General features: G+C 64.6%; 27 protein-coding genes. 18 read left to right on the forward strand and 9 right to left on the reverse strand.

What is annotated here, in order from left to right; genetic code table 11:
- Positions 1-170 precede the first annotated feature (170 nt).
- The 5 genes from F3J44_RS05175 (at position 171) to pdeM (ending at position 7222) form a co-directional block, all read left to right on the forward strand.
- Entirely contained in the window at positions 171-1187 is a 1017-nt protein-coding gene (locus F3J44_RS05175) for a ligase-associated DNA damage response exonuclease (RefSeq protein WP_167270969.1), read from the forward strand.
- Positions 1184-2836: an ATP-dependent DNA ligase gene (locus tag F3J44_RS05180; RefSeq protein ID WP_167270970.1), complete on the forward strand. Its 1653-nt coding sequence runs from the start codon at positions 1184-1186 to the stop codon at positions 2834-2836. Before F3J44_RS05175 ends, F3J44_RS05180 begins: the two co-directional genes overlap by 4 nt.
- Positions 2837-2931: 95 nt before the next feature.
- Positions 2932-4047, forward strand: coding sequence for a succinylglutamate desuccinylase/aspartoacylase family protein (locus tag F3J44_RS05185; protein ID WP_167270971.1), 1116 nt, complete (start codon positions 2932-2934; stop codon positions 4045-4047).
- A gap of 68 nt (positions 4048-4115) precedes the next feature.
- Entirely contained in the window at positions 4116-6566 is a 2451-nt protein-coding gene (locus F3J44_RS05190; protein WP_167270973.1) for a ligase-associated DNA damage response DEXH box helicase, read from the forward strand.
- Positions 6563-7222, forward strand: coding sequence for a ligase-associated DNA damage response endonuclease PdeM (pdeM, locus tag F3J44_RS05195; protein ID WP_167270975.1), 660 nt, complete (start codon positions 6563-6565; stop codon positions 7220-7222). Before F3J44_RS05190 ends, pdeM begins: the two co-directional genes overlap by 4 nt.
- Here pdeM and F3J44_RS05200 read toward each other — a convergent pair whose 3' ends face one another.
- Together F3J44_RS05200 and dcd are read right to left on the reverse strand one after the other, a co-directional pair.
- Positions 7223-7450 (reverse strand): hypothetical protein, encoded by a 228-nt coding sequence (locus tag F3J44_RS05200; protein ID WP_167070401.1) that lies wholly within the window; start codon positions 7448-7450, stop codon positions 7223-7225. It abuts the gene before it with no gap.
- A 98-nt stretch (positions 7451-7548) separates the two neighbouring features.
- On the reverse strand, positions 7549-8115 hold the full coding sequence (gene dcd / locus F3J44_RS05205; protein ID WP_003258001.1) for a dCTP deaminase: 567 nt from the start codon (positions 8113-8115) through the stop codon (positions 7549-7551).
- A gap of 327 nt (positions 8116-8442) precedes the next feature.
- Here dcd and F3J44_RS05210 point away from each other — a divergent pair, with 327 nt between their 5' ends.
- Positions 8443-8652, forward strand: coding sequence for a cold-shock protein (locus F3J44_RS05210; RefSeq protein ID WP_016488765.1), 210 nt, complete (start codon positions 8443-8445; stop codon positions 8650-8652).
- Positions 8653-8809: 157 nt separating this feature from the next.
- Here F3J44_RS05210 and apbC read toward each other — a convergent pair whose 3' ends face one another.
- Positions 8810-9904 (reverse strand): iron-sulfur cluster carrier protein ApbC, encoded by a 1095-nt coding sequence (gene apbC, locus F3J44_RS05215; protein ID WP_167270977.1) that lies wholly within the window; start codon positions 9902-9904, stop codon positions 8810-8812.
- A gap of 156 nt (positions 9905-10060) precedes the next feature.
- On the opposite strand from apbC, the gene metG reads away from it, so the two are divergent.
- The 7 genes from metG (at position 10061) to F3J44_RS05250 (ending at position 15836) form a co-directional block, all read left to right on the forward strand.
- The gene (gene metG / locus F3J44_RS05220) at positions 10061-12103 is read left to right on the forward strand and encodes a methionine--tRNA ligase (protein ID WP_167270985.1); all 2043 of its coding nucleotides are present in this window, start codon (positions 10061-10063) and stop codon (positions 12101-12103) included.
- A 191-nt stretch (positions 12104-12294) separates the two neighbouring features.
- Complete coding sequence (locus F3J44_RS05225; RefSeq protein WP_167270987.1) at positions 12295-12828, forward strand: Rnf-Nqr domain containing protein; 534 nt, start codon at positions 12295-12297, stop codon at positions 12826-12828.
- Positions 12825-13796 carry an RnfABCDGE type electron transport complex subunit D gene (locus F3J44_RS05230; RefSeq protein WP_167270989.1) on the forward strand — a complete coding sequence of 324 codons (972 nt, stop codon included), beginning with the start codon at positions 12825-12827 and terminating at the stop codon, positions 13794-13796. Before F3J44_RS05225 ends, F3J44_RS05230 begins: the two co-directional genes overlap by 4 nt.
- On the forward strand, positions 13793-14395 hold the full coding sequence (locus F3J44_RS05235; RefSeq protein ID WP_167270991.1) for an RnfABCDGE type electron transport complex subunit G: 603 nt from the start codon (positions 13793-13795) through the stop codon (positions 14393-14395). The genes F3J44_RS05230 and F3J44_RS05235 overlap by 4 nt, the downstream gene beginning before the upstream one ends.
- Positions 14388-14912, forward strand: coding sequence for an Rnf-Nqr domain containing protein (locus tag F3J44_RS05240; protein WP_167270993.1), 525 nt, complete (start codon positions 14388-14390; stop codon positions 14910-14912). Before F3J44_RS05235 ends, F3J44_RS05240 begins: the two co-directional genes overlap by 8 nt.
- 4 nt (positions 14913-14916) lie before the next feature.
- Positions 14917-15555: an endonuclease III gene (gene nth, locus F3J44_RS05245; protein ID WP_167070415.1), complete on the forward strand. Its 639-nt coding sequence runs from the start codon at positions 14917-14919 to the stop codon at positions 15553-15555.
- A gap of 104 nt (positions 15556-15659) precedes the next feature.
- Positions 15660-15836 carry a PA3496 family putative envelope integrity protein gene (locus F3J44_RS05250; protein ID WP_167070416.1) on the forward strand — a complete coding sequence of 59 codons (177 nt, stop codon included), beginning with the start codon at positions 15660-15662 and terminating at the stop codon, positions 15834-15836.
- 45 nt (positions 15837-15881) lie between these two features.
- Here the strand turns inward: F3J44_RS05250 and F3J44_RS05255 are convergent, their stop codons facing one another.
- Positions 15882-16508 carry a response regulator transcription factor gene (locus F3J44_RS05255; protein ID WP_167070417.1) on the reverse strand — a complete coding sequence of 209 codons (627 nt, stop codon included), beginning with the start codon at positions 16506-16508 and terminating at the stop codon, positions 15882-15884.
- A 323-nt stretch (positions 16509-16831) separates the two neighbouring features.
- On the opposite strand from F3J44_RS05255, the gene F3J44_RS05260 reads away from it, so the two are divergent.
- Positions 16832-17245, forward strand: a complete 414-nt coding sequence (locus F3J44_RS05260) for a hypothetical protein (protein ID WP_167270995.1) — start codon at positions 16832-16834, stop codon at positions 17243-17245.
- 77 nt (positions 17246-17322) lie between these two features.
- On the opposite strand, the gene F3J44_RS05265 is transcribed toward F3J44_RS05260, so the two are convergent.
- Complete coding sequence (locus F3J44_RS05265; RefSeq protein ID WP_167070421.1) at positions 17323-18540, reverse strand: argininosuccinate synthase; 1218 nt, start codon at positions 18538-18540, stop codon at positions 17323-17325.
- Positions 18541-19010: 470 nt separating this feature from the next.
- Complete coding sequence (locus tag F3J44_RS05270) at positions 19011-19976, reverse strand: OmpA family protein (RefSeq protein WP_167270997.1); 966 nt, start codon at positions 19974-19976, stop codon at positions 19011-19013.
- A gap of 130 nt (positions 19977-20106) precedes the next feature.
- On the opposite strand from F3J44_RS05270, the gene pyrC reads away from it, so the two are divergent.
- On the forward strand, positions 20107-21153 hold the full coding sequence (pyrC, locus tag F3J44_RS05275; protein ID WP_060484000.1) for a dihydroorotase: 1047 nt from the start codon (positions 20107-20109) through the stop codon (positions 21151-21153).
- Positions 21154-21212: 59 nt separating this feature from the next.
- The gene (gene rnt / locus F3J44_RS05280) at positions 21213-21824 is read left to right on the forward strand and encodes a ribonuclease T (protein WP_240158258.1); all 612 of its coding nucleotides are present in this window, start codon (positions 21213-21215) and stop codon (positions 21822-21824) included.
- A gap of 221 nt (positions 21825-22045) precedes the next feature.
- On the opposite strand, the gene F3J44_RS05285 is transcribed toward rnt, so the two are convergent.
- Positions 22046-22648 (reverse strand): peroxiredoxin, encoded by a 603-nt coding sequence (locus F3J44_RS05285; protein ID WP_027918971.1) that lies wholly within the window; start codon positions 22646-22648, stop codon positions 22046-22048.
- 212 nt (positions 22649-22860) lie between these two features.
- Here F3J44_RS05285 and F3J44_RS05290 point away from each other — a divergent pair, with 212 nt between their 5' ends.
- Positions 22861-23082 carry a bacterioferritin-associated ferredoxin gene (locus tag F3J44_RS05290; RefSeq protein WP_027918972.1) on the forward strand — a complete coding sequence of 74 codons (222 nt, stop codon included), beginning with the start codon at positions 22861-22863 and terminating at the stop codon, positions 23080-23082.
- A gap of 201 nt (positions 23083-23283) precedes the next feature.
- Positions 23284-23757 carry a bacterioferritin gene (bfr, locus tag F3J44_RS05295; RefSeq protein WP_167070429.1) on the forward strand — a complete coding sequence of 158 codons (474 nt, stop codon included), beginning with the start codon at positions 23284-23286 and terminating at the stop codon, positions 23755-23757.
- Positions 23758-23826: 69 nt separating this feature from the next.
- On the opposite strand, the gene grxD is transcribed toward bfr, so the two are convergent.
- Together grxD and F3J44_RS05305 are read right to left on the reverse strand one after the other, a co-directional pair.
- Complete coding sequence (grxD, locus tag F3J44_RS05300) at positions 23827-24162, reverse strand: Grx4 family monothiol glutaredoxin (protein WP_016713741.1); 336 nt, start codon at positions 24160-24162, stop codon at positions 23827-23829.
- A 91-nt stretch (positions 24163-24253) separates the two neighbouring features.
- Positions 24254-26362, reverse strand: a complete 2109-nt coding sequence (locus F3J44_RS05305) for a molybdopterin-dependent oxidoreductase (protein WP_167271001.1) — start codon at positions 26360-26362, stop codon at positions 24254-24256.
- Positions 26363-26445 lie beyond the last annotated feature (83 nt).

The raw sequence follows: 26445 nt of genomic DNA on the forward strand, positions 1-26445 counted from the left end.
TGGCGCATGCCTCGATATCGAAACAGATGTAGGAGCGAGCGCAGCTCGCGATGCGCCGCGCGAGCGGCGCTCGTTCTAACAGGCCCTGGAAATCCACCGCCAATCCCATCCGAACTTCCCTACCCCACCACGGCTCCTAACTGGTAACCCCCAACCAGCGCACACCGCCCATGGACCTCGTCATCGCCCGCCCCGAAGGCCTGTACTGCCCGCCCGGTGACTTCTACATCGACCCCTGGCGCCCAGTGGAGCGTGCCGTGATCACCCACGGCCACGGCGACCATGCCCGCAGCGGCAACCGCCACTACCTGACCGCCGCCCCCGGCGCCGGCATCCTGCGCAGCCGGCTGGGCCAGGACATCGCCCTGCAGGCCCTGCCCTACGGTGAGCGCATCCAGCACCACGGCGTCACCCTGAGCCTGCACCCGGCCGGCCATGTGCTCGGTTCGGCGCAGGTACGCCTGGAGCACCAGGGCGAAGTCTGGGTGGCCTCGGGGGACTACAAGATCGAACCCGATGGCACCTGCGCCGCGTTCGAGCCGGTGCGCTGCGATACCTTCATTACCGAATCGACCTTCGGCCTGCCCATCTACCGCTGGCCCAGCCAGGCAGAGGTGTTCGTCGGCATCAATGCCTGGTGGCAGGCCAACGCCGCCCAGGGCAAGGCCAGCGTGCTGTTCTGCTATGCCTTCGGCAAGGCCCAGCGGATTCTCCATGGGCTGAACCCGGCCATCGGGCCGATCCTGGTCCACGGTGCGGTAGAGCCGCTGAACCGGGTATACCGCGAGGCCGGCGTGCACCTGCCGCCCACCCGTTATGCCGGTGATATCGCCCGCAACGACCCCCTGCTGCGCCAGGCGCTGGTGCTGGCACCGCCGTCCGCTGCCGGCAGCAGCTGGATGCGCCGCTTCGGCGACTACAGCGACGCCTTTGCCAGCGGCTGGATGCTACTGCGCGGCACCCGCCGCCGGCGCGGGGTAGACCGCGGCTTCGTGCTCTCCGACCATGCCGACTGGCCGGGGCTGCTGTGGGCCATCGGCCAGACCGGCGCGCAACGGGTGATGGTCACCCACGGCTCGGTCAACGTGCTGGTGCGCTACCTCAACGAGCAAGGCCTGGATGCCCGCGCCTTCGTCACCGAATACGGCGACGAGGACGACACACCCGCTACGCAGGCCCCGGCATGAAGGCCTTCGCCGAGCTGTACCTGCGCCTGGACGGCACCACCTCCAGCAACGCCAAGCTCGACGCCCTGCGCGACTACTTCAGCAGCGCAGCACCGGAGGATGCGGCCTGGGCCGTGTACTTCCTTGCCGGCGGCCGCCCCCGGCAACTGGTGCCTACGCGCGTCCTGCGCGAACTGGCCACGACCTTGGCGGGGCTGCCCGACTGGCTGTTTGAGGAAAGTTACCAGGCTGTTGGCGACCTGGCAGAAACCATTTCCCTGGTATTGCCGCCAAGCGCCCATGCCAGCGATGCAAGCCTGGCCGAGTGGCTGGAGTGCCACTTGCTGCCCCTGCGCGGCTTGCCCCCAGAGCACATCCAGCAACGCCTGCCACCGTTATGGGCCCAACTGGACCGGCCCAGCCTGATGCTGTGCCTGAAGCTGATCACCGGCAGTTTTCGCGTGGGCGTGTCCAAGCTGCTGGTCACCCGCGCCCTGGCGCAGTTGGCCGGGTTGGACGCCAAGCGCGTAGCCCAGCGCCTGGTGGGCTACACCGACATCGGCCATCGCCCCACAGCGGCCAGTTACCAGATGCTGGTAGCCGAGGAATCGGCCGATGAACACCGCCAGCGCGGCGGCCAGCCGTACCCGTTTTTTCTGGCCCATGCGCTGCAGGCGCCCACCGAGCAGTTCGACGACCTGCTCGGGCCGCCCGGCGCCTGGCAGGTCGAATGGAAATGGGACGGTATCCGCGCCCAGGTGGTCAAGCGCGAGGGGCAGCTGTGGATATGGTCACGCGGCGAGGAACTGGTCACCGAGCGCTTCCCCGAGCTGCACGGCCTGGCCGCCAGCCTGCCGGACGGCACCGTGCTCGATGGCGAAATCGTGGTCTGGAAGCCCGAGGCCGATGGGCCGGCCGTGCAGCCTTTCGCCGTGCTGCAGCAACGCATCGGGCGCAAGACCTTGGGCAAGAAGCTGCTCGCCGAAGCGCCCGTGGTCCTGCTGGCCTACGACCTGCTGGAATGGCACGGCGAAGACTGGCGCAACCGCCCGCAGCATACCCGCCGCCAGCAGTTGCAACAGGTGGTGGAAGACGCCCCACTGGCGCCGTTGCAACTGTCGCCGCTGCTGGCGGGCCAGACCTGGCAGGCGCTCGCCAGCCTGCGTGAACAGTCGCGCAGCCTGGGCGTCGAGGGGCTGATGCTCAAGCAGCGCGAGGCCTTGTACGGCGTAGGCCGGACCAAGGACATGGGCGTGTGGTGGAAGTGGAAGATCGACCCGTTCAGCGTCGATGCCGTGCTGGTCTATGCCCAGCGCGGCCATGGCCGGCGCGCCAGCCTTTACAGCGACTACACCTTTGCGGTGTGGAATGCGCCACCCGGTACGCCCGAACGCGCCCTGGTGCCTTTTGCCAAGGCCTACTCAGGGCTTAGCGACGAAGAAATGCGCAAGGTCGATGCGATCATTCGCAAGACCACGGTGGAAACCTTCGGGCCGGTGCGCAGCGTCACCCCAACCCTGGTATTCGAGTTGGGGTTCGAGGGTATCGCCCTGTCCAAGCGGCACAAGAGCGGAATCGCCGTGCGCTTTCCGCGCATGTTGCGCTGGCGGTTGGACAAGCCGGTGGAAGAAGCGGATGACTTGGCGGCATTGCAGGCGTTGTTGGCCTAATTGACCGGGTTTACCCGCGAAGAAGCCAGCACGGTGGCGAAAATTATGCTTCTATTTTGGGTCGCAGACCGTTTTCGCACGCCACCAGGATTACCATGCACCATTCAACCCACGACCTGCTCTCTCCCGTACCGGGCATCTCGCGCCAACTGCACAGCTTCCACTTCGGCCCGCGCGGGGGCGCCAAGGTGTATATCCAGGCCTCGCTGCATGCCGACGAGCTGCCGGGCATGCTGGTGGCCTGGCACCTCAAGCGCCGCCTGGCCGAGATTGAGCAACAGGGGCTGCTGCGCCGCGAGGTGATTCTGGTGCCGGTGGCCAACCCGGTGGGCCTTGAGCAAGTGGTGCTGGACGCACCGTTGGGCCGTTTCGCGTTGCAGAGCGGCGAGAACTTCAACCGCAATTTCGTCGACCTGTCCGACAGCATCGGCGACCAGATCGAAGGCCACCTGACCCAGGACCCGGCCCACAACCTGGCCTTGATCCGCGAATACCTGCGCCGCGGCCTGGATGCCCACCCGGCGCACACGCCGCTGCAGTCCCAGCGCCTGGCCCTGCAGCGGCTGGCCTGCGATGCCGACCTGGTGCTGGACCTGCACTGCGACTTCGAGGCCGTCGAACACCTCTACACCACGCCAGAAGCCTGGCCGCAGGTCGAGCCACTGGCCCGCTACCTGGGGGCACAGGCCAGCCTGCTGGCCACCGATTCCGGCGGGCAGTCGTTCGATGAATGCTTCAGCCTGGTCTGGTGGCAGTTGCAGCAGCGCTTCGGCAAGCGCTTCCCGATCCCGCTGGGCAGCGTCGCGGTGACCGTGGAACTGCGCGGCCAGGCCGACGTCAGCCATGAGCTGGCAAGCCAGGACTGCCAGGCCATTCTCGACTACCTGACCCACCTTGGAGTCATCGAAGGCCGCGCCGCCGAGCAGCCCCCGCTGCCCCGCCCGGCCACCCCATTGGCCGCCGTGGAACCGGTGAGCGCGCCACTGGGCGGGCTGCTGGTGTACCACGCCCGCCCCGGCCAGGCCGTGCAGGCCGGCCAGCTGATCGCCGAAGTGATCGACCCACTCAGCGACCGCGTGACGGCCGTGCGCAGCCAGCAGGGCGGCTTGCTCTACGCCCGCAGCGTGCGGCGCATGGCCACGGCAGGCATGGTCATCGCCCATGTCGCCGGCGAACAGGTGTGCCGCAGCGGTTACCTGCTGGCCAACTGATCGGTTAAAACCAAAGTGCCCGGCCAGCGGTCTGTAGAAACACAGCCTCTGCAGGACCCTCGCCGCGCATGCCTACTTCCCCCGACCTCGCCAATGCCTGGTTCGCCGCCCGCGGCTGGAAACCCTTTGCCTTCCAACGCCAGGTCTGGGCGGCGATCGGGCGCGGTGAATCGGGGCTGCTGCATGCCAGTACCGGCGCGGGGAAAACCTACGCCGTGTGGCTGGGCGCCCTGCGCGCCTACGCCAAAGCCGCTGCTGGGCGCCAGCCGGCACCGCTGCAGGTGCTGTGGATCACGCCCATGCGCGCACTGGCGGCCGATACTGCACGCGCACTGCAAGCGCCGCTGGACGACTGTGCGCTGAACTGGAACGTCGGTGTGCGCAGCGGCGACACCAACAGCAGCGAGCGCGCCCGCCAGGCCAGGCGCCTGCCCAGCGTGCTGATCACCACACCGGAAAGCCTGACCCTGCTGCTGACCCGCGCCTCGGCCGCCGAGGACTTCGCCAGCCTGCGCCTGGTGGTGGTGGACGAATGGCACGAACTGCTCGGCAACAAACGCGGCGTACAGCTGCAACTGGCCCTGGCGCGCCTGCGCCGTTGGCAGCCGAAGTTGGTCACCTGGGGCCTGTCGGCCACCCTGGGCAACTTGCCGCACGCCCTGGACGTGCTGCTGCCCCAAGGGGGCCAGCTGGTCGAAGGCCGGCAAGACAAGCAACTGCAGGTCGACACCCTGCTGCCCCCGGCCATCGAGCGCTTCCCCTGGGCCGGGCACATGGGCCTGAAAATGCTCGCCCAGGTGGCCGCCGAGCTGGATGCCAGCACCAGCAGCCTGGTGTTCACCAATACCCGGGCCCAGGCCGAACTCTGGTACCAGGCCCTGCTCGATGCGCGCCCCGACTGGGCCGGGCAGATCGCCTTGCATCACGCTTCGCTGGCGCGGGCGACCCGCGACTGGGTGGAGCAAAGCCTCAAGCAGGGCACACTCAAAGCGGTGGTCTGCACATCCAGCCTCGACCTGGGCGTGGACTTTCTGCCCGTCGAGCGCGTGCTGCAGATTGGCTCGGCCAAGGGCATCGCCCGCCTGATGCAACGTGCCGGGCGCTCCGGGCATGCCCCCGGGCGCCGCTCGCGTATTACCCTGGTGCCGACCCACAGCCTGGAACTGGTGGAGGCCGCCGCCGCCCGCGCGGCGCTGGCGGCGGGGCATATTGAGGCGCGCCAGTCGCCCCGCCTGTGCATGGATGTACTGGTGCAGCACCTGGTCAGCATGGCCCTTGGCAGTGGCTTTCAGCCCTCGCAGCTGCTGGCCGAGGTGCGCAGTACCTGGGCGTTCAAAGGCCTGCGCGACAGCCAGTGGCAGTGGGCACTGGATTTCGTCAGCCACGGCGGCCACGCACTGACCGCCTACCCCGACTATCAACGGGTCGAAGCCCACGCCGACGGTATCTGGCGGGTGGCCAGCGAGCGCTTGGCGCGGCGCCACCGCATGGGCATCGGCACCATCGTCAGTGAAGCCAGCCTGCAGCTCAAATATTGGAGCAAGGGCGGCGGTGGCAAGCACCTGGGCAGCGTCGAGGAGGCGTTCATCGCCCGCCTGCGCCCCGGTGACACCCTGGTGTTCGCCGGGCGCATCCTGGAACTGGTGCGGGTCGAGGGCATGACCGCCTACGTGCGCCGCAGCACCGCGCGCAAGGCCGCCGTGGCGCGCTGGAACGGCGGGCGCATGCCGCTTTCCAGCGAGCTCGCCGACGCCTTGGTGGGGCAACTCGATGCCGCCGCCCACGGCCAGTATCGCGGGCCGGAAATGCAGGCCGTGCGGCCACTGCTTGAATTGCAGGCGCAGTGGTCGGCGCTGCCCACCGGCGACACGCTGCTGGCCGAAACCTTCACCTCACGCCAGGGCTCGCACCTGTTCCTCTACCCCTTTGCCGGGCGCATGGCCAACCTGGGCCTGGCCAACCTGATTGCCTGGCGGGCCAGCCGCACGCAGCCGCTGTCGGTGTCCATCGCGGTCAGCGACTATGGCTTCGAACTGCTCAGCCCCAGCGAGGTGGACTGGGCAAGCTGCCTGCCCGGCGCACTGTCGGCCGACAACCTGCTCGAAGACGTGCTGGCCAGCCTCAATGCCGGTGAAATGGCCTTGCGGCGTTTTCGCGAAATTGCCCAGATCGCCGGGCTGGTGTTCGGCGGCTACCCGGCCGCGCAGAAAAGCACGCGGCAGATCCAGGCCTCCAGCGGGCTGTTCTACGAGGTGTTCCGCAAGCATGATGCCGGCAACCTGCTGCTGGGCCAGGCGCGCGATGAAGTGCTCAGCCAGGAGCTGGAGATCGAGCGCCTGCACCAGCAGCTGCGCAAGATGCAGGGCCTGCGCCTCAACCTTCAGGCCTTGCAGCGCCCCGGGCCACTGGCCTTCGCCTTGCTGGTCGAAGGCATGCGCGAAACCCTGAGCACTGAAAAACTCGCCGACCGCATTGCCCGCATGGTGGCGGACCTTGAAAAAGCCGCGAACCGCTCATGAACAGCCACCTGCCGATCGACCACTGCGGCGAACGCCTCTGGCTGCTGGCCGACAAGGCCATCTACTGGCCCGCCCGGCGCACCCTGCTGCTGGCTGACGTGCACATTGGCAAGGCGGCCAGCTACCGCGCCCTGCACCAGCCGGTGCCACGCGGCACCACCCGCGCGACATTGGACCGCCTAGACCGCCTGCTGGCCGCCCATGACTGCCAGCAGGTGATCATCCTGGGCGATTTTCTTCACGCACGCGCCGCGCACGCGCCGGCCACCCTGGCCAGGCTGATGGCCTGGAGAATGCGCTGGCCCCAGGTAAAGCTGGTGCTGGTGCGCGGCAACCATGACCGCCATGCCGGCGACCCACCGGCGCAGCTGGGCATCGAGGTGCGCGACGAACCCCTGCTGCTGGCGCCCTTTGCCTTGCAGCATGAGCCCAAGGCCCACCCGCAACACCCTGTGCTGGCAGGCCATGTGCATCCGGTGTTCGTGCTGCGCGGGCGAGCCCGCCAGCGCCTGCGCCTGCCCTGCTTCCTGATCGATGAGCAGGTCAGTTTGCTGCCTGCGTTCGGGGAGTTTACCGGCGGCTGGGTGGTGGCGCCCGCTGCGGGCACACGGGTGTACGCCGTGGGCGGCGAGCAGGTGTGGGCGCTGGCCGAGTAATCAGGCCACAGGAGACGGTGGGGGTTCGTCTGGCAGGGTAGGCTCACCCGGCTCCATCGGTGGCGTGTCGCCAGGCTGGGCGGGCTGGGGCGTATCGGGGCCTGGCTGGTGCGGCACACCGCCTGCCTGCAAGGGCATCGGGTGGGCCAGCAGTGACCATGCCAGCAAGCCGATCTGGTTGGGCTGCAACACAGCCAGCTTTGCAGTGATGGCGGGGTCGAGTTTCATTGGCAGCTCCTGTCGAGGGCCGATACGCATCGGGCGTACCGGCACTGTTCACAACGTTGGAGTGGCAATGGCGAAACAAATTCCCCGCGCTTGTCGGCTCAGGTGCGTGGCAGGGTGACGCCGCGCTGGCCCTGGTACTTGCCGCCACGGTCCTTGTACGACACTTCGCATTCTTCGTCGGACTGCAGGAACAGCATCTGCGCCACGCCTTCGTTGGCGTAGATCTTGGCCGGCAGCGTGGTGGTGTTGGAGAACTCCAGGGTCACGTGGCCTTCCCATTCCGGCTCAAGCGGGGTGACGTTGACGATGATGCCGCACCGGGCGTAGGTGCTCTTGCCCAGGCAGATGGTCAGCACGTCACGCGGAATACGGAAGTATTCGACGGTGCGGGCCAGGGCGAAGGAGTTTGGCGGAATGATGCACACGTCGCTCTTGATGTCGACGAAGCTGCCGGCATCGAAGTTCTTCGGGTCGACGGTGGCCGAATTGATGTTGGTGAACACCTTGAATTCGTCGGCGCAGCGCACGTCGTAGCCGTAGCTGGAAACGCCGAAGGAGATGACCCGGCTGTCTTGCTCGCCGCGCACCTGGCGCTCGACGAACGGTTCGATCATGCCGTGTTCCTGCGCCATGCGGCGAATCCACTTGTCCGATTTGATGCTCATGGCGGGGTGTCCTGAAGAGTTGCGAGGGGAAAATCCAGACGCGCATATTACCGGTCCCGGCGCCTGGGTTAAAGTTCCGTGCCACATCCCGCGCCAGACGGGGCTTGCAGCGGCCGCCGATCCGAATTTGCGTAAAGCGCCCCAAGACCATTGGCAGCTCGCGGAAAGTGGGGTAAGGTGGCGCCACTGTGCTGCACGTGACACCGAGAATCTCTAGTTTGATGCACGATCCTGATCGGCCCATCGCTGAATTTTCTGCTCTCTTTGCGCTCAGTCCCGGCCAGGGTTTTTCCTGACCGTTATCAAATTGTCCAAGGAGACAGAAAAATGTCCAACCGTCAATCCGGTACCGTTAAGTGGTTCAACGATGAGAAAGGCTACGGCTTCATCACCCCTCAGTCGGGCGATGACCTGTTCGTGCACTTCAAAGCCATCCAAGCTGACGGCTTCAAAACCCTGAAAGAAGGCCAGGCTGTTACTTTCGTCGCTACCCGCGGCCAGAAAGGCATGCAGGCTGAAGAAGTTCAAATCGCCTAAGTCGATTTAGCTTCCTAGCTTTCAAAAAAACCCGCCTCTGGCGGGTTTTTTTATGCCTGATCGAAACACCGAGTCGCCTGCTTCGCGGCGGTTCGACGCCTCGCCAAACCCGCTCCTGTAGGAGCGGGCTTGCCCCGCGAAGAAGCCCACGCGGTCTTCAGTCCTCGCTAATGGTAATGCTCGGCATCGCCGGCGCCGCCGCTTCCTGCAGCACGATACGCGCACCTACCTGGCGGGCCAGTTCCTGGTAAACCAGGGCAATCTGGCTGTCCGGCTCGGCAATCGCCGTCGGCTTGCCGCTGTCGGCCTGCTCGCGAATCAGCATCGACAGTGGCAGCGAGGCCAGCAGCTCGACGCCATATTGGGCCGCCAGCTTCTCGCCGCCCCCCTCGCCGAACAGGTGCTCGGCATGGCCGCAGTTGGAGCAGATGTGCACAGCCATGTTCTCCACCACGCCCAGCACCGGGATGTTGACCTTGCGGAACATCTCAACGCCCTTCTTGGCATCCAGCAGGGCCAGGTCCTGCGGGGTGGTGACGATCACCGAGCCGGCCACCGGCACTTTCTGCGCCAGGGTCAGCTGGATATCGCCAGTGCCCGGTGGCATGTCGATCACCAGGTAGTCGAGGTCGTCCCAGGCGGTTTGGGTCACCAGTTGCAGCAGCGCGCCGGAAACCATCGGGCCACGCCATACCATCGGCGTGTTGTCGTCGGTGAGAAAGGCCATGGACATCACTTCCACGCCATGGGCCTTGATCGGTACGAACCACTTCTGGTCGCGGATTTGTGGGCGGGTGCCCTCCTTGATGCCGAACATCACGCCCTGGCTGGGGCCATAGATGTCGGCGTCGAGAATCCCAACCCGGGCACCTTCACGGGCCAGCGCCAGGGCCAGGTTGGCAGCGGTGGTGGACTTACCCACCCCGCCCTTGCCCGAGGCCACGGCGACGATGTTCTTGACGTTGGCCATGGCCGGCACCTGGGCCTGGGCCTTGTGCGCGGCCACCACGCAATCGATCGACACCTGGGCAGCGCTGACCCCGTCGAGGTTCTCCAGGGCGGTTTGCAGCACCTGGGCCCAGCCGTTCTTGAACAGGCCGGCGGCATACCCCAGCTGCAACTGCACACTGACCTGCCCGCCCTGGATGTCGATGGCGCGCACGCAACCGGCGCTGACCGGGTCCTGGTTCAGGTAGGGGTCGTTGTACTGGCGAAGCACACCTTCGACGGCGGCACGGGTGACGGCACTCATGGACACTCCCATTGGCAAACTGAATGCGAAACAGGCGCCTATCCTAACCCGTCAATCGTCAGCAGATGCGCGCGCGGGGTGAAATATATTTCCCGGCCCTTTATAGTGGCCGATCACCCTCATTTTTACCCGAGCCAGATAAGTAGCCGAGCCACCATGTCCGAGCCACGTCAGATTCTCGTCACCAGCGCCCTGCCCTATGCCAACGGATCCATCCACCTTGGCCATATGCTGGAGTACATCCAGACGGACATGTGGGTGCGCTTCCAGAAGCTGCGCGGTAACCAGTGCGTCTACGTCTGCGCCGACGACGCCCACGGCTCGGCCATCATGCTGCGCGCGGAAAAGGAAGGCATCACCCCGGAACAGCTGATCGCCAACGTCCAGGCCGAGCACAGCAGCGACTTCTCCGATTTCCTGGTGGACTTCGACAACTTCCACTCCACCCACAGCGAAGAAAACCGCGAGCTGTCGAGCCTGATCTACTCGCGCCTGCGCGACGCCGGGCACATCGCCACCCGTTCGGTGACCCAGTATTTCGACCCTGAAAAGGGCATGTTCCTGGCCGACCGTTTCATCAAGGGCACCTGCCCGAAGTGCGCCGCCGAAGACCAGTACGGCGACAACTGCGAAAAATGCGGCGCCACCTACGCCCCCACTGAGCTGAAGAACCCCAAGTCGGCGATCTCCGGCGCCACCCCGGTGCTGCGCGACTCCCAGCACTTCTTCTTCAAGCTGCCCGACTTCCAGGCCATGCTGCAGCAGTGGACCCGCAGCGGCACCCTGCAGGACGCGGTGGCCAACAAGCTCGCCGAATGGCTGGATTCGGGCCTTCAGGAGTGGGACATCTCGCGTGATGCGCCGTACTTCGGCTTCGAGATTCCAGGCGAGCCGGGCAAGTATTTCTACGTGTGGCTGGATGCGCCGATTGGCTACATGGCCAGCTTCAAGAACCTCTGTGCCCGCCGCCCGGAGCTGGACTTCGACGCCTTCTGGAACCAAGGCTCCAAGGCCGAGCTGTACCACTTCATCGGCAAGGACATCGTCAACTTCCACGCCCTGTTCTGGCCAGCCATGCTCGAAGGCGCCGGGTTCCGCAAGCCAACCGCCGTCAACGTGCACGGTTACCTGACCGTGAACGGCGCAAAAATGTCGAAGTCGCGCGGCACCTTCATCAAGGCCCGCACCTACCTCGACCACCTGCAGCCGGAATACCTGCGCTACTACTACGCGGCCAAGCTCGGCCGTGGCGTCGACGACCTCGACCTGAACCTCGAAGACTTCGTGCAGAAGGTGAATTCCGACCTGGTGGGCAAGGTGGTCAACATCGCCAGCCGCTGCGCAGGCTTCATCCACAAAGGCAATGGCGGTGTGATGGTGGCCGGCGATGCCGCACCGGAGCTGACCGAAGCCTTCCTGGCCGCGGCCCCATCGATCGCCGAAGCCTATGAAGGCCGCGACTTTGGCCGCGCCATGCGGGAAATCATGGCCCTGGCCGACCGTGCCAACGCCTGGATCGCCGACAAGGCGCCGTGGTCGCTGGCCAAGCAGGAAGGCAAGCAGGACGAGGTTCAGGCCATCTGCGCCCAAGGCATCAACCTGTTCCGCCAGCTGGTGATCTTCCTCAAGCCGGTGCTGCCGCTGCTGGCCGCCGACGCCGAGGCCTTCCTCAATGTGGCCCCGCTGGCCTGGAACGACCACCAGTCGCGCCTGGAAAACCACCAGCTGAACCCGTTCAAGGCGCTGATGAGCCGCATCGAGCCGGCCAAGGTCGAAGCCATGGTCGCCGCCAGCAAGGAAGACCTGCTGGCCGCCGAGGCCCAGCAAGCACCGGCCGGCAACGGCGAGCTGGGCAAAGACCCGCTGTCGGCGGAAATCGAGTTCGACACCTTCGCTGCCGTCGACCTGCGCGTGGCGCTGATCGTCAAGGCCGAGGCGGTGCCGGGCGCAGACAAACTGCTGCAGTTGACCTTGGACATTGGTGACGAGCGCCGCAATGTGTTCTCCGGCATCAAGTCGGCCTACCCGGACCCGTCCAAGCTCGAAGGGCGCCTGACCATGATGGTGGCCAACCTCAAGCCACGGAAAATGCGCTTTGGCGTATCCGAGGGCATGGTCATGGCGGCCGGCCCGGGCGGTGAAGAAATCTACCTGCTGAGCCCGGACAGCGGCGCCAAGCCAGGCCAGCGCATCAAGTAACCCCCATACCCCGGCGCCCCGCCGGGGTATTTTTTTGCCTTCTTCCCCCGCCGCCCTACCCCGTAGGAGCGAGCGCAGCTCGCGATAGGGCCAGCCCAGGCAACGCACCAATCGGCCCTGAAAGCATCGCGAGCTTCGCTCGCTCCTACCGGGGCCCACGCCCATGGCGATTCCCGGCTATCTTCTTGTGCATGAACGACTACGTCCTGACGCTGCTCGGCGCCGCGCTGGTCAGCCATGTGCTGCTGCCACCCAGCCGCTTGCCCGGTTTCGGCCTGGCATGCGCCGTGACGACCGCGCTGGGCGTGTGCGGCGGGCGGTTGATCGAGCACTGGCTGATAGCCCCCTGGCAACTCGAAGACCTGCGCCTGTTCCTGCTGCTACCCTGGCTGGCAGTGCTCGCCTGGGCCGGGCCGCTGCTGCTGGCCAGGCTTCGCCCAGGCATGATCTCCCAGGGCCTTGGCACGCCGATCCTGGGCAATGCCTTGGTGCTCGGCTTGGCGCTGCCGGCCATGGCCGAGCACACGCCATGGCTGGCAACCCTGGGCTGGGGCATCGGCGCCGGGCTGGGCTTCTGGCTGGCGCTTACCCTGTTTGCCGACCTGCAACAGCGCACCGAGCATGAACAGCTGCCCCGCGCACTGCGTGGCCTGCCCATCGCCTTGATCGGCGCAGGCATCATGGCCATGGCGTGCTCGGGCTTGAATGGGCTGTTCACGCAATGAGCGCCGCCGATGCACGGCTGCGCACCGCCATGGGCCTGGTGCTGCTGGCCTGCATGCCCGGGGTGATGACAGCGTTCTGGTTTCATGGCTGGGGGCTACTGTTCAACCTGCTGCTGTGCGCCGCCAGCGCCCTGTGCTGCGAGGCTGCGCTGCTGGCATGGCGTGGCCAGCCGGTACGGGCGGGTTTGAACGACGCCAGCGCGCTGGTGAGCAGTGTGCTGCTGGCACTCGCCCTGCCCACCCTGGCGCCCTGGTGGCTGCCGGTGGCGGCCACCAGCATCGCCATTACCCTCGGCAAGCACGCGTTCGGCGGCGTCGGGCGCAACCTGTTCAACCCGGCAATGCTCGGCTATGCCGCTGTACTGTTGAGCTTTCCCCTGCAAATGAACCACTGGCCCGGCCAGCCCCCCGGCTTGCTCGAAAGCCTGCAGGGGGTGTTTACCGACGCTGGCCAGATCGACGCCTGGGCCCAGCCCACGGCACTCGACAGCCTGCGCCACAACCGCAGCCTGACCCTCGACGAACTGTTCGCCAGCCACCCAGGCTTTGGCAGCGTTGGTGGGCGAGCCAGTGAGTGGATCAACCTGGCGTTCCTGCTCGGCGGGCTGTTTCTGCTGCAGCGCAAGGTGTACGGCTGGCAGGCGCCGGTGGGCCTGCTGGCTGGCCTGTTCCTGTGCAGCCTGCTGGCCTGGAATGGTTCCGGCTCGGACTCCCATGGCTCGCCGCTGCTGCACCTGTTTTCCGGCTCGACCATGCTGGCCGCCTTCTTCATCGCCACCGAGCCGGTTTCCGGCCCCAGAACCGACCAGGGCCGGCTGCTGTTCGGGCTTATCGCCGGGGCGCTGATCTACCTGGTTCGCACCTGGGGCAGCTACCCGGACGGCACGGCATTCGTCATCCTGCTGCTGAACCTGGCCGTGCCCGCCCTCGACCGGTTGGCCTTGCGCCGAGTGCAGGGCACGCCATGACCCGGCAACTGCGCAGCGGCCTGCTGCTGGCGCTGATCAGCGCGCTGGCCCTGGCTGCCACGCTCGCCTGGCGCGGATGGACCCACACCGCGATCAGCGATGCCGAGCGGCAGCTGCAAGCCCGGCAGCTGCTGGCTGTGCTGCCCGCGCACAGCTACGACAACCAGCCGTTGGACACGCCCCTGCAGCTACCTGCCGAACAACCGGCCCACAGCCGAATAAACGCTGCCTATCGTGCGCTACTGGGGACTTCGGTGACCGCCGTGGTGCTGGTCAGCCAGGTACAGGGCTACGCAGCGCCAATCACGCTGGTGATGGCCATCGCCGCCGATGGCAGGCTGGTTGGCACCGAGGTGATCGAACAACGGGAAACCCCAGGCCTGGGTGGCCGCCTGGACGACCCGCAAGCTAACTGGCTGGCCCAATTTGCCCAGCGTAGCCTGACTGACCGCTGGGCAATCCGCCGTGACCACGGCGACTTCGACCAGCTGGCAGGCGCTACCGTCACCTCCCGCGCGGTGATCGAAGCACAACACGAGGCGCTGGCGTATTTCGACCGGCATCGCCTGCAGTGGCTCGGGGCTCCCGCGCATGAATAGAAACACCTTGCTGATCGCCAGCCTGCCCGCGCTGCTCGGTGCCACCCAAACCCTCACCCAGGCGGGCACCATCGCCGCCTGCATGCTGACCATGAACCTTGCCCACCAGGCCTTGCTGAGCCCTGTGCGCGCCAGGCTCAGCGGCCCACCCTACTGGGCGGCGAGCCTGCTGCTGCTTGCGGCCCTGGCCAGTTGCCTGCAGCTTTCACTGCGCGCCTGGGCCTTGCCCCTGGCCTTGTCGCTCGGGTATTTTCCGGCGCTTGTGTGCCTGCAGTGCCTTGCCGTCGATCAGCATTTGCCGGCTGAGGGCCGCTGGCGAGCCCTGCTGGTGCAGAATACCGGGCTGATCCTGGCCTGCCTGGTGCTTGGTGGCGTGCGCCAAGGGCTGGCCGAAGGCCTCGGGGTGCAACTGGCCAGCCACCCCGCCGGCGCACTGCTACTGCTCGGACTGCTGCTGGCCTTGTACAATGGCCTGCGTCCGGGCCCTGCCCCCTCACGTCGTCAAGGAACGCGTTGACCCCATGAATGCTGCCAAACGCCTGGAGATTTTTCGCAGGCTGCACGAAGACAACCCCGACCCGAAGACAGAACTGGCTTACACCACCCCGTTTGAACTGCTGGTCGCCGTTACGCTCTCTGCGCAATCCACCGATGTGGGTGTGAACAAGGCCACCGCGCGCCTGTTTCCGGTGGCCAATACGCCCCAGGCCATTTATGCGCTGGGGGTGGAGGGGCTGAGTGCGTACATCAAGACCATCGGCCTGTACAACAGCAAGGCCAAGAACGTCATCGAAGCCTGCCGCCTGTTGATCGAACGCCACGACGGCGTGGTCCCGCAAACCCGCGAAGCGCTCGAAGCGCTGCCCGGGGTAGGCCGCAAGACCGCCAACGTGGTGCTCAACACGGCGTTCCGGCAACCGGCCATGGCCGTGGATACGCACATTTTCCGCGTCAGCAACCGCACCGGCATCGCACCCGGCAAGAATGTGCTTGAGGTCGAGAAGAAGTTGATGAAATTTGTACCCAAGGATTACCTGCTGGACGCCCACCACTGGTTGATCCTGCACGGGCGCTACGTGTGCCAGGCCCGCAAGCCGCGCTGTGGCAGTTGCCGCATCGAGGACCTGTGCGAGTACAAGCAGAAGACTTCCGACGATTGAGGCAATAGCAAAAACCGCTACATTTCGATTGAAAAAATCTTTTTTACCGGACTTCGCTTTCCCGTTATAAGGACGGCCAATGGCCCTTTGGCTTGGAGCGACTCATGAGTACCGATAAAGACGACCTGTCGATCGAAGATGACTTTGCCACCGCTGACGACGACGCCGAACCCCAGGTGGAAACCGCCAAGACCAACCTGAGCAAACGCCGCACCATTGACAACCTCCTCGAAGAGCGCCGCCTGCAACGGCAACTTGCCGACTTCGACTACGACCTGTAGCCATTGACCAAAGCCTCCATTGCGGAGGCTTTGCGCCTGTGCGGATCAGTTGATGCCGTGGCGCCGGGCCAGTTCGATCAGGTCCACCAGGGAGTGGGCATTGAGCTTGAGCAGCAAGCGTGTCTTGTAGGTACTGACGGTCTTGTTGCTCAGGAACATGCTGTCGGCGATTTCCTTGTTGGAGCGCCCCCGAGCCAGTTGCTGCAGCACCATCATTTCCCGCGCCGACAGGCGCTCGACCATTTCCTTTTCCGAAACCCCGCCTACCCGCCCGCGCGACTTGTGCAAGGCCTGGTTGGGGAAATAGCTGTAGCCAGAGAGCACGGCCTTGATGGCGCTGAGCAGTTCGGTCAGTTCCTGCTGCTTGCACACGTAGCCCGAGGCCCCCGCCTGCATGCAGCGCATGGAAAAATGCCCCGGCGTTTGCGAGGTGAGCACCAGTACCCGGCTTCCCGGGCTCGCCGTGGCCATGCGGGCGATGACTTCGAGCCCATCAAGCTTGGGGATGCCGATATCCAGCACCACGATGTCCGGCAGGTGTTCACGGGTGAGTTGCAGGGCGGTCACGCCGTTGTCGGTTTCGGCCACCACGTCGTAGCCATGCCGCTCCATCAGCATGCGCACTGCAAGGCGTATGACCGGATGATCATCCACGATAAGGACTTTATTCATGCGATATCCATTCATTATTCAGCATTGACGATGCGCCACCATAACCGAGCAGAACGCGGGATTGCGTGTCCATCTCCCCCGTATTTGGCTGAATAGATGAGCCTTACCCATGTTTAGGAATTGTCCTACAGGTGACTTTGTACAGCATCGACACCGCCGCGCTCATGACCCAGCGCAATGAGTTGCATGCATCCCCGGCAACGCGGTTGGCGCGAACGAAGGGAAATGCCTTGGGGGGTAATCTTCCCGCGCCGGAAATACTCCACCGTTCACAAAGGCCAGGCGAGCGTTCAGGTTAGCGGGACCGCAGGGAGGTAATCATCATGGTCGATCACAAAGCCGTTAGCCCGCTGACAATCATTGCGATCTTCGCAGGCATCATCGAGGCATCGGCGCTGGCAGCACTGCCCTTTCTCGGTGAGAAAAGCCAGACCCTCTATACCTGGTTCCTGGTGGGCTTCCCGTTTTTCCTCACTGCACTGTTCTTCCTGACGCTGAACTTCAATGCCAAGTCCTTCTACTCACCCGGGCCCGAAGCGCCGCTTGCGGCCGAGCCAGTGATGGCCGCAGCAGAGCCGGTCACCGTTCTGCTGTCAGGCCCAAGCGCAGGGGAACTGCTGGAGCAGCACGTGCTGCAGGCCATTGCACAACCGGTGGGCGCAGAGCGCCGCTGGTGCTTTTGCAATGTCGACCGCGCCCAGCGTGTCGAGCTTTCGATCGGCAAGATCAGCGCATAGCATTTGCCGCTGCGGGCCTTGCCCCAGGCGAAAAAAAACCCCGGCCAAGGCCGGGGCTTTTTGTCGCCTGCGGGGGCTTAGAGCATCCCGCGGCCTTTGTTCGCAGCAATGCGCATGCGCAGTGCATTGAGCTTGATGAAGCCCGCCGCATCGGCCTGGTTGTAGGCGCCGCCATCTTCTTCGAAGGTGGCGATGTTGGCATCGAACAGCGAATCGTCCGACTTGCGGCCAACCACGATGACGTTGCCCTTGTAGAGTTTCAGGCGAACCACGCCATTCACGTTGACCTGGGAGGCGTCGATCATCTGTTGCAGCATCAGACGCTCCGGGCTCCACCAGTAGCCGGTGTAGATCAGGCTGGCGTACTTGGGCATCAACTCGTCTTTGAGGTGAGCGACTTCGCGGTCCAGGGTGATCGACTCGATGGCGCGGTGGGCCTTGAGCATAATGGTGCCGCCCGGGGTTTCGTAGCAGCCACGGGACTTCATGCCGACGTAACGGTTCTCGACGATGTCCAGGCGGCCAATGCCGTTGGCGCCGCCGATGCGGTTCAGCTCGGCCAGCACGGTGGCCGGGCTCATGTCGACGCCGTCGATGGCGACGATGTCACCGTTGCGGTAGGTCAGTTCCAGGTAGGTGGCCTGGTCGGGGGCGTTCTCTGGCGAGACGCTCCAGCGCCACATGTCTTCCTCGTGCTCGGTCCAGGTATCTTCCAGGACACCGCCTTCGTAGGAGATGTGCAGCAGGTTGGCGTCCATCGAGTACGGCGACTTCTTCTTGCCGTGGCGCTCGATTGGAATGCCGTGCTTCTCGGCGTAGTCCATCAGCTTCTCGCGAGACAGCAGGTCCCACTCGCGCCATGGGGCGATGACCTTGACGCCAGGCTTGAGGGCGTAGGCGCCCAGCTCGAAGCGAACCTGGTCGTTGCCCTTGCCGGTGGCGCCATGGGAAATGGCGTCGGCGCCGGTTTCGTTGGCGATTTCGATCAGGCGCTTGGCGATCAGCGGACGAGCGATGGAAGTACCCAGCAGGTACTCGCCTTCGTAGACGGTGTTGGCGCGGAACATCGGGAAGACGAAATCACGCACGAATTCTTCGCGCAGGTCGTCGATGTAGATCTCTTTGACGCCCATTGCCTGGGCTTTGGCGCGAGCCGGCTCGACTTCTTCGCCCTGACCCAGGTCAGCGGTGAAGGTCACCACTTCGCAGTCGTAGGTATCCTGCAGCCACTTGAGAATCACCGAAGTATCAAGGCCGCCGGAATACGCCAGTACGACCTTTTTTACGTCCGCCATGCCATCACTCCACGGGGTTGTACGGAAAGGGATCGATTCTACCGGCGTTGCGGATAAATTTACAGTGGGGCGACAGCTTCTGACGACAAAGCGACAAGAACATTCAGGGGCGCGACGTGGGGTCGCGGGGATGTTGGGTGGGGGCGTGGTGGCGGTGTTGGGTGGGGAGGTTGGGTGGGGGCAGCCAGGCGCATGCCGTTACATTTTCGGCGCCGGTGAGATCGAGCGCCGCCCGCGCGGCGCATCGCGAGCTGCGCTCGCTCCTACGTTTGTTTTGGGCCAGTAACGCCTGTGGCAGGCGAGGTATCGCGCCATGCGCCAAGGCGTTCGCGCGCAAATCCCCCAGGACTCACTGGCCCGAAACAAACGTAGGAGCGAGCAAAGCTCGCGAAGCGCCGCGCGGGCGGCGCTCGATCTCACAGGCGCCAAAGAGGTTGCGGCATGCTCATGGTGGCCCTGACGCCTCTATATCAGGGCGCCTTGGCGGGTGCTGCCGGTGCTGGTGCCGGTGCCGGTGCCGGTGCCGGTGCCGGTGCCGGTGCCGGTGCCGCCGCTGCCGCCGCCCCCCCCGGTTTCTCCACCACCGCCACCCGGTCCAGCTCGATATTCACCCGCCGATTACGCGCACGGTTGGCCGGGCTGTTGTTCTTCACCAGCGGATAACGCTCACCGTGGAAGCGCACATCAATCTGCTCCTCCGGCACCCCATGGGCCTTGAAGTAGTCCGCCACCGCCAGGGCACGGCGGCGCGAGGCGTCGCGGTTGGTCAAACGGTTGCCGCTGTTGTCGGAATGGCCGTTGAGCTCGATGTGGTTAACCGTTGGGTCGGCCTTCAGATAGTCGAGAATCACATCCAGCCGCGCCCGCGCGTCGGCATCCAGGTCCACGCCACCGCTGGGGAAACCGACCTGGGTCTGGCGCACCTGGTCATAGTTCATCGCCAACATCTTGCCTGCACAGGCCTGGTAATCGCTGTAGGCCTTGGCGAAGCTCACCGGCAATACCCGCACTTCCATCACCCGCCCACCTTCGCCGGTGTAGTTGCGCACCACCGTGGCGCGGCCATCGAGCAAGCCGTTGATCAGGCGGGTAGCCTGGCTCTGCGACGAGCTGAACAGCACGCCGCTACGGGCCATGCGCACCGCCCCCAGGTTGACATCGCCACGCCCGGGTTGCCACGGCGCCGCGGCCGCCAGCAAGGTGGCGGAACCTGCGCCCAGCACATTGCTGTCCGAACGCAGGCGGAACACCGGCAGCTCCCCGGCCTTGCGCACGAACTCGCCGCTGCCAAAACCGTCGATCGGCTGGATCAGGCGGCATTCGAACTGGTCACCCTCGACTTTCCAGGCGACATTCTCCATGCGGGTCTGGAAAGTCAGTGCACCGGCCGGCAGGCTGGCGAACAGGGTCAACAGGGCTAGGTAACGCTGGCGCACGGTCGGCTCCAAAAATTCTGACGGCTTACAGGCAGGCTATCGGGCGCTTCGCGGAAAACTTGATAGCCGTGCTCGGCCCGGGGTTTTCCGGTAGCATTGGGGCCTGAGTTCGACCCGCCTGGAATTCCCAATGTCCGATCGCCTGACCCTCCTGCGTCCCGACGACTGGCACATCCATCTGCGCGATGGTGCCGTCCTGCCCCACACCGTTGGCGACGTGGCGCGTACCTTCGCCCGTGCCATCATCATGCCTAACCTGGTTCCACCGGTACGCAATGCCGTCGAGGCCAGCGCCTACCGTGAGCGCATCCTCGCCGCCCGCCCCGCCGGCAGCCGCTTCGAACCGCTGATGGTGCTGTACCTCACCGACCGTACCAGCCCCGAGGACATCCGCGCGGCCAAGGCCAGCGGCATCGTGTACGCCGCCAAGCTCTACCCGGCCGGCGCTACCACCAACTCCGATTCGGGCGTGACCAGCATCGACAACATTTTCCCGGCCATCGAGGCGCTGGCCGAAGTCGGCATGCCCCTGTTGGTGCACGGTGAAGTGACGCGCAGCGAGATCGACGTCTTCGACCGCGAGAAGCGCTTCATCGACGAGCACATGCGCCGCCTGGTCGAGCGTTTCCCCACCCTGAAAGTGGTGTTCGAGCACATCACCACCGGCGATGCCGCGCAGTTCGTCACCGAGGCCCCGGCCAACGTCGGCGCCACCATCACTGCCCAGCACCTGCTGTACAACCGCAACCACATGCTGGTTGGCGGTATTCGCCCGCACTTCTATTGCCTGCCGATCCTCAAGCGCAACACCCACCAGGTGGCGCTGCTGGACGCTGCCACCAGCGGCAACCCGAAGTTCTTCCTCGGCACCGACTCGGCCCCCCACGCCCGCCACGCCAAGGAAGCGGCCTGCGGCTGCGCCGGTTGCTATACCGCCTATGCGGCCATCGAGATGTATGCCGAGGCCTTCGAGCAGCGCAACGCGCTGGACAAACTGGAAGGCTTTGCCAGCCTGCATGGCCCGGCCTTCTATGGCCTGCCGGCGAACACCGACACCATCACCCTGGTGCGCGAGGAATGGACGGCCCCCGATAGCCTGCCGTTTGGCGAGCAAACCGTGATCCCGCTGCGCGCTGGCGAGAAACTGCGCTGGCGCCTGCTGGAGGACAACGCGTGAGCGAAGACCTCTACGAAGACGACCAGGACGGCCAGGGCAACAGCGGTTCGCGTCACCCCATGGCCGAACGCTTCCGTGGCTACCTGCCGGTGGTGGTGGACGTCGAAACCGGTGGCTTCAACAGCGCCACCGACGCCCTGCTGGAAATCGCCGCCGTTACCATCGGCATGGACGAGAAAGGCTTCCTGTTCCCCGAGCACACCTACTTCTTCCGGGTAGAGCCGTTCGAAGGGGCGAACATCGAGGCGGCGGCGCTGGAATTCACTGGCATCAAGCTGGACCACCCGCTGCGCATGGCGGTGAGCGAAGAAAGTGCGCTCACCGACATCTTCCGTGGTGTGCGCAAGGCGCTGAAGGCCAATGGCTGCAAACGGGCGATCCTGGTTGGCCACAACAGCAGCTTCGACCTGGGCTTCCTCAACGCCGCGGTGGCGCGCAACGACATCAAGCGCAACCCGTTCCACCCGTTCTCCAGCTTCGACACCGCCTCCCTGGCGGGCCTGGCCTACGGCCAGACCGTGCTGGCGCGGGCCTGCCAGAGCGCCGACATCGACTTCGACGGGCGTGAGGCGCATTCGGCGCGGTACGACACCGAGAAAACGGCCGAGCTGTTCTGCGGTATCGTCAACCGCTGGAAGGAAATGGGCGGCTGGCGCGATTTCAACGACTGAGCCGAAAAATTCTGATTTAACGGATATCTGTAGGAGCGGACTTGACCCGCGAAGCCGGCGACGCGGTGCGTGGCACCGGCTTCGCCGGTGTTCGCGGGGCAAGCCCGCTCCTACAGGGGATCGCGACAGCGCAGCTCACAGGTGCAGCTCCGTGGAAGCGGCGGTACGCAACGGCACAAAAAAACCGGCCACTTGGGCCGGTTTTTTCATGCGCGTGGCAATTACAGCTTGCCAGCGTTCTCGCTCAGGTAAGCAGCAACGCCTTCTGGCGAAGCGGTCATGCCCTGGTCGCCTTTCTTCCAGTTGGCAGGGCAGACTTCGCCGTGCTCTTCGTGGAATTGCAGGGCGTCTACCAGGCGCAGCAGCTCGTCCATGTTGCGGCCCAGCGGCAGGTCGTTGACGATCTGCGAACGCACGACACCGTTGGTGTCGATCAGGAACGCGCCACGGAAGGCCACGCCGCCTTCGGACTCAACGTCGTAGGCCTTGCAGATTTCGTGGGTGATGTCGGCCGCCAGGGTGTATTTGACCTGGCCGATACCGCCGGCGTTGACCGGGGTGTTACGCCAGGCGTTGTGGGTGAAGTGCGAGTCGATCGAAACGCCGATCACTTCCACGTTGCGGGCCTGGAAGTCTGGAATGCGGTTGTCCAGGGCGATCAGCTCGGACGGGCAGACGAAGGTGAAGTCCAGTGGGTAGAAGAACACCAGGCCGTACTTGCCCTTGATGGCCGAAGCCAGGTTGAAGCTGTCGACGATTTCGCCGTTGCCCAGGACGGCAGGTACGGTGAAGTCGGGGGCTTGTTTGCCAACGAGTACGCTCATTGTAATCTCCTAGTGAGGGTGGAAAACCGTTTGCAGGGCCCAGCAGGCTTGCCCGGCATCAAACAAAGGCCGACCATCATACACGGCTTGTGGTGACAGGCCGAATGCAACCGTCGGTCGCTCAAGCACGGCCCTTTCGCAAAGCCCTTTGACAAGCATTCTCATTAACATTAAGCTCCAACCCATCGACTCAACAGCGATGGTCAGCCCTTATGTATGTGTGTCTCTGTGTCGGCGTCACCGACGGACAGATCCGCGATGCGATCTATGAAGGATGCTGCAGTTACAAGGAAGTCCGCGCTGCGACCAACGTCGCCAGCCAATGTGGTAAATGCGCCTGCCTGGCCAAGCAGGTGGTTCGTGAAACCCTCACCGAATTGCAGGTGAGCCAGCATGCCGCCCTGCCCTACCCGGTAGAATTTACAGCCGCTTGACCCCCCCTATTTCAAAGAACCGGACCTCGTGTCCGGTTTTTTTATGCCTGTATATCAATAAGTTAGCGTGCCAACGCGGTTCACAAACATTCTTATTCCTATTAATTTTCACTTATTATTCAACAACTTAGGTTTGACAGCCCTTTCATGCAGGCTCAAACTTCCCTGTATTGGCACACTTCAACAGGGCAGGAACCCGTCATGAAAGGCGACGTAAGCGTCATCCAGCATCTCAACAAGATCCTCGGAAACGAGCTGGTCGCAATCAACCAGTACTTCCTGCACGCACGCATGTACGAAGATTGGGGCCTGAACAAACTCGGCAAGCACGAGTACAAGGAATCCATCGACGAGATGAAGCACGCTGACAAACTGATCAAGCGTATTCTCTTCCTCGAAGGCATTCCCAACGTCCAGGACCTGGGCAAGCTGCTGATCGGCGAGCACACCAAGGAAATGCTGGAGTGCGACCTGAAGATCGAACAGAAAGGCCTGGTCGACCTGAAAGCCGCCATTGCTCACTGCGAAACGGCCGGCGACTTCGGTTCCCGTGACATGCTCGAAGATATCCTCGAGTCCGAGGAAGAGCACATCGACTGGCTGGAAACCCAGCTGAGCCTGATCGACAAGATCGGCATCGAGAACTACCTGCAATCGCAGATGGGCGAAGAGTAAGCCGCGCGCTAAAACGCCGCCCCATAAAAAAACCCGCCTTGAGCGGGTTTTTTCATGGCTGCCTGATAATCAGGCTTCGGAAGCCTTGGCCTTGGCGGCCGCTTCCTTGATCAGGGTTTGCAGCTCACCCTTCTCGAACATTTCCAGCATGATGTCGCTACCGCCAACCAGCTCACCGGCGACCCACAGTTGCGGGAAAGTCGGCCAGTTGGCGTACTTTGGCAGGTTGGCGCGGATTTCCGGGTTCTGCAGGATGTCGACGTAAGCGAACTTCTCGCCGCAACCCATCACAGCCTGCGATGCCTTGGCCGAGAACCCGCACTGCGGGGCATTCGGCGAGCCTTTCATGTAAAGCAGAATGGTGTTGTTGGCAATCTGCTCTTTGATCGTATCGATGATATCCATGTAGCACCTCAGCTGAACTTTCCGACGCGGTCGTCGGCACGGTGACGCATTGTATCGGAAAGCCGAGCAGCATGCTCGGCCTTACCGTCGCTCACGCGGCCTCCACCTGCACCGGCACACCATTGAGCGCAGCGTTGCCGGAAACCTGATCGCGCAGGCATTCATCGGTGAGGTCATTGGCGCTGACTCCGGCCTGCCCTTGGGCCACCTGCAGTTGCACGCCCTGGCGGCCATGGCCGAAACCATGGGGCAGGCTGACCACGCCGGGCATCATCTCGTCACTGGCCAGCACTTCCACTTCCAGGCTGCCGGTGCGCGAACGAATGCGTACCCGCTGGCCATCCTGGAGCTGGCGCTGCTGCAGGTCCTGGGGGTGCATCAGCAGTTGGTGGCGCGGCTTGCCTTTGACCAGCCGATGAAAGTTGTGCATCCACGAATTGTTGCTGCGCACGTGGCGCCGGCCAATCAGCAGCAGCTCGCCGGGCATGGGCAGCGCCTGGCGTGCCAGGCGCTGCAGGTCGTCGAGCAGTACCGCAGGCGCGGCCTCGACCGCCTGGCTGGGGGTGGCCAGGCGCGCGCCCAGGTTCGCCCGCAATGGCCCCAGGTCAAGGCCGTGGGGGTGTTCGTCCAGCGCCTGCAGCGACAGCTTCCAGGCAGACGCCTCGCCATAGCGCCCCTTGCGCAAGGCCAGGTCGATCATCTGTGCCGGCGGCCAGGTGGGCTTGAGTTCCAGCTCGGCACGCCGGGCAAAAGCCTGGGCCAGGCCGACGAAGATCTCCCAGTCATGCAGGGCGCCCTCCGGCTTGGCCAGAATCGCCCGGTTGAAGCGCGTGACGTTGCGCACCGCCAGCAGGTTGAAGGTGCTGTCGTAGTGATCGTTCTCCAGCGCCGAGGTGGACGGCAGGATCAGGTCGGCGTGGCGGGTAGTCTCGTTGATGTAGAGGTCGATGCTGAGCATGAACGCCAGCCCCTCCAGTGCTGCGTCCAGCTGGCGGCCATTGGGCGTGGACAGCACCGGGTTGCCGGCCACGGTCACCAGGGCGCGCACCTGGCCCTCGCCTGGGGTCAGCATTTCTTCGGCCAGGGCCGCCACCGGCAGCTCGCCGCCGTATTCGGGCAAGCCCGATACGCGGCTCTGCCAGGCATTGAAGTGGCCGCCCGAGGTGGTTGCCACCAGGTCCACGGCAGGCTCGGTGCACAATGCACCGCCTTCGCGGTCCAGGTTGCCGGTCACCAGGTTGAGCAGTTGCACCAGCCAATGGCAGAGGCTGCCGAAGGCCTGGGTGGACACCCCCATGCGGCCATAGCAGACGGCCTTGTCGGCAGCAGCGAAGTCGCGCGCCAACTGGCGGATTACCGCGGCTGGAATGGCGCAGTGTGCGCTCATGGCCTCGGCGCTGAACGGGGCAATGGCTTCACGCACCTGTTGCAGCCCATTCACCGGCAAATGCGAACCGCGGGCCAGGCCTTCGTCGAACAGGGTGTTGAGCAGGCCACACAGCAAGGCGGCGTCGCCACCGGGGCGAATGAACAGGTGGGTATCGGCCATGGCTGCCGTTTCGCTGCGCCGCGGGTCGACCACCACCAACCGCCCGCCGCGCCCACGCAGGGCCTTCAGGCGCTTTTCCACATCCGGCACGGTCATGATGCTGCCATTGGAGGCCAGTGGGTTGCCGCCGAGAATCAGCATGAAGCCGGTGTGGTCGATGTCTGGAATCGGCAGCAGCAGGCCATGGCCGTACATCAGGTGGCTGGTCAGGTGCTGGGGCAACTGGTCGACCGAGGTGGCGGAAAACCGGTTGCGGGTCTTGAGCAGGCCGAGGAAGTAATTGCTGTGGGTCATCAACCCATAGTTGTGCACGCTGGGGTTGCCTTGGTACACCGCCACGGCATTACGCCCATGGGCCTGCTGGATGGCCCACAGTTTGTCGGCGGCCAGCTCGAAGGCTTCTTCCCAGCCGATGGGCAGCCACTGCTCGCCTACCCGGCGATGGGGCTGGCGCAGGCGGTCCGGGTCGTTCTGGATGTCCTGCAGGGCCACGGCCTTGGGGCAGATATGGCCACGGCTGAACGGGTCCTGGGCGTCGCCCTTGATCGAACTGATCAGCGCCCGCCCGTCGTCTTCATGGCTGACTTCAATGTTCAGGCCACAGATGGCTTCGCACAGGTGACAGGCACGATGGTGCAGGGTCTTGGTCATGGCCGCCTCTAACCTTGCCGATGAAGGGAATGCTCGAGCACCGACTATGCGCCGGCCGCTCAGCCCCGGCCAGCGTGCTTCGT

Origin of the sequence: Pantoea sp. Tr-811, assembly GCF_011752535.1 — a bacterium.
Lineage (GTDB): Bacteria > Pseudomonadota > Gammaproteobacteria > Pseudomonadales > Pseudomonadaceae > Aquipseudomonas.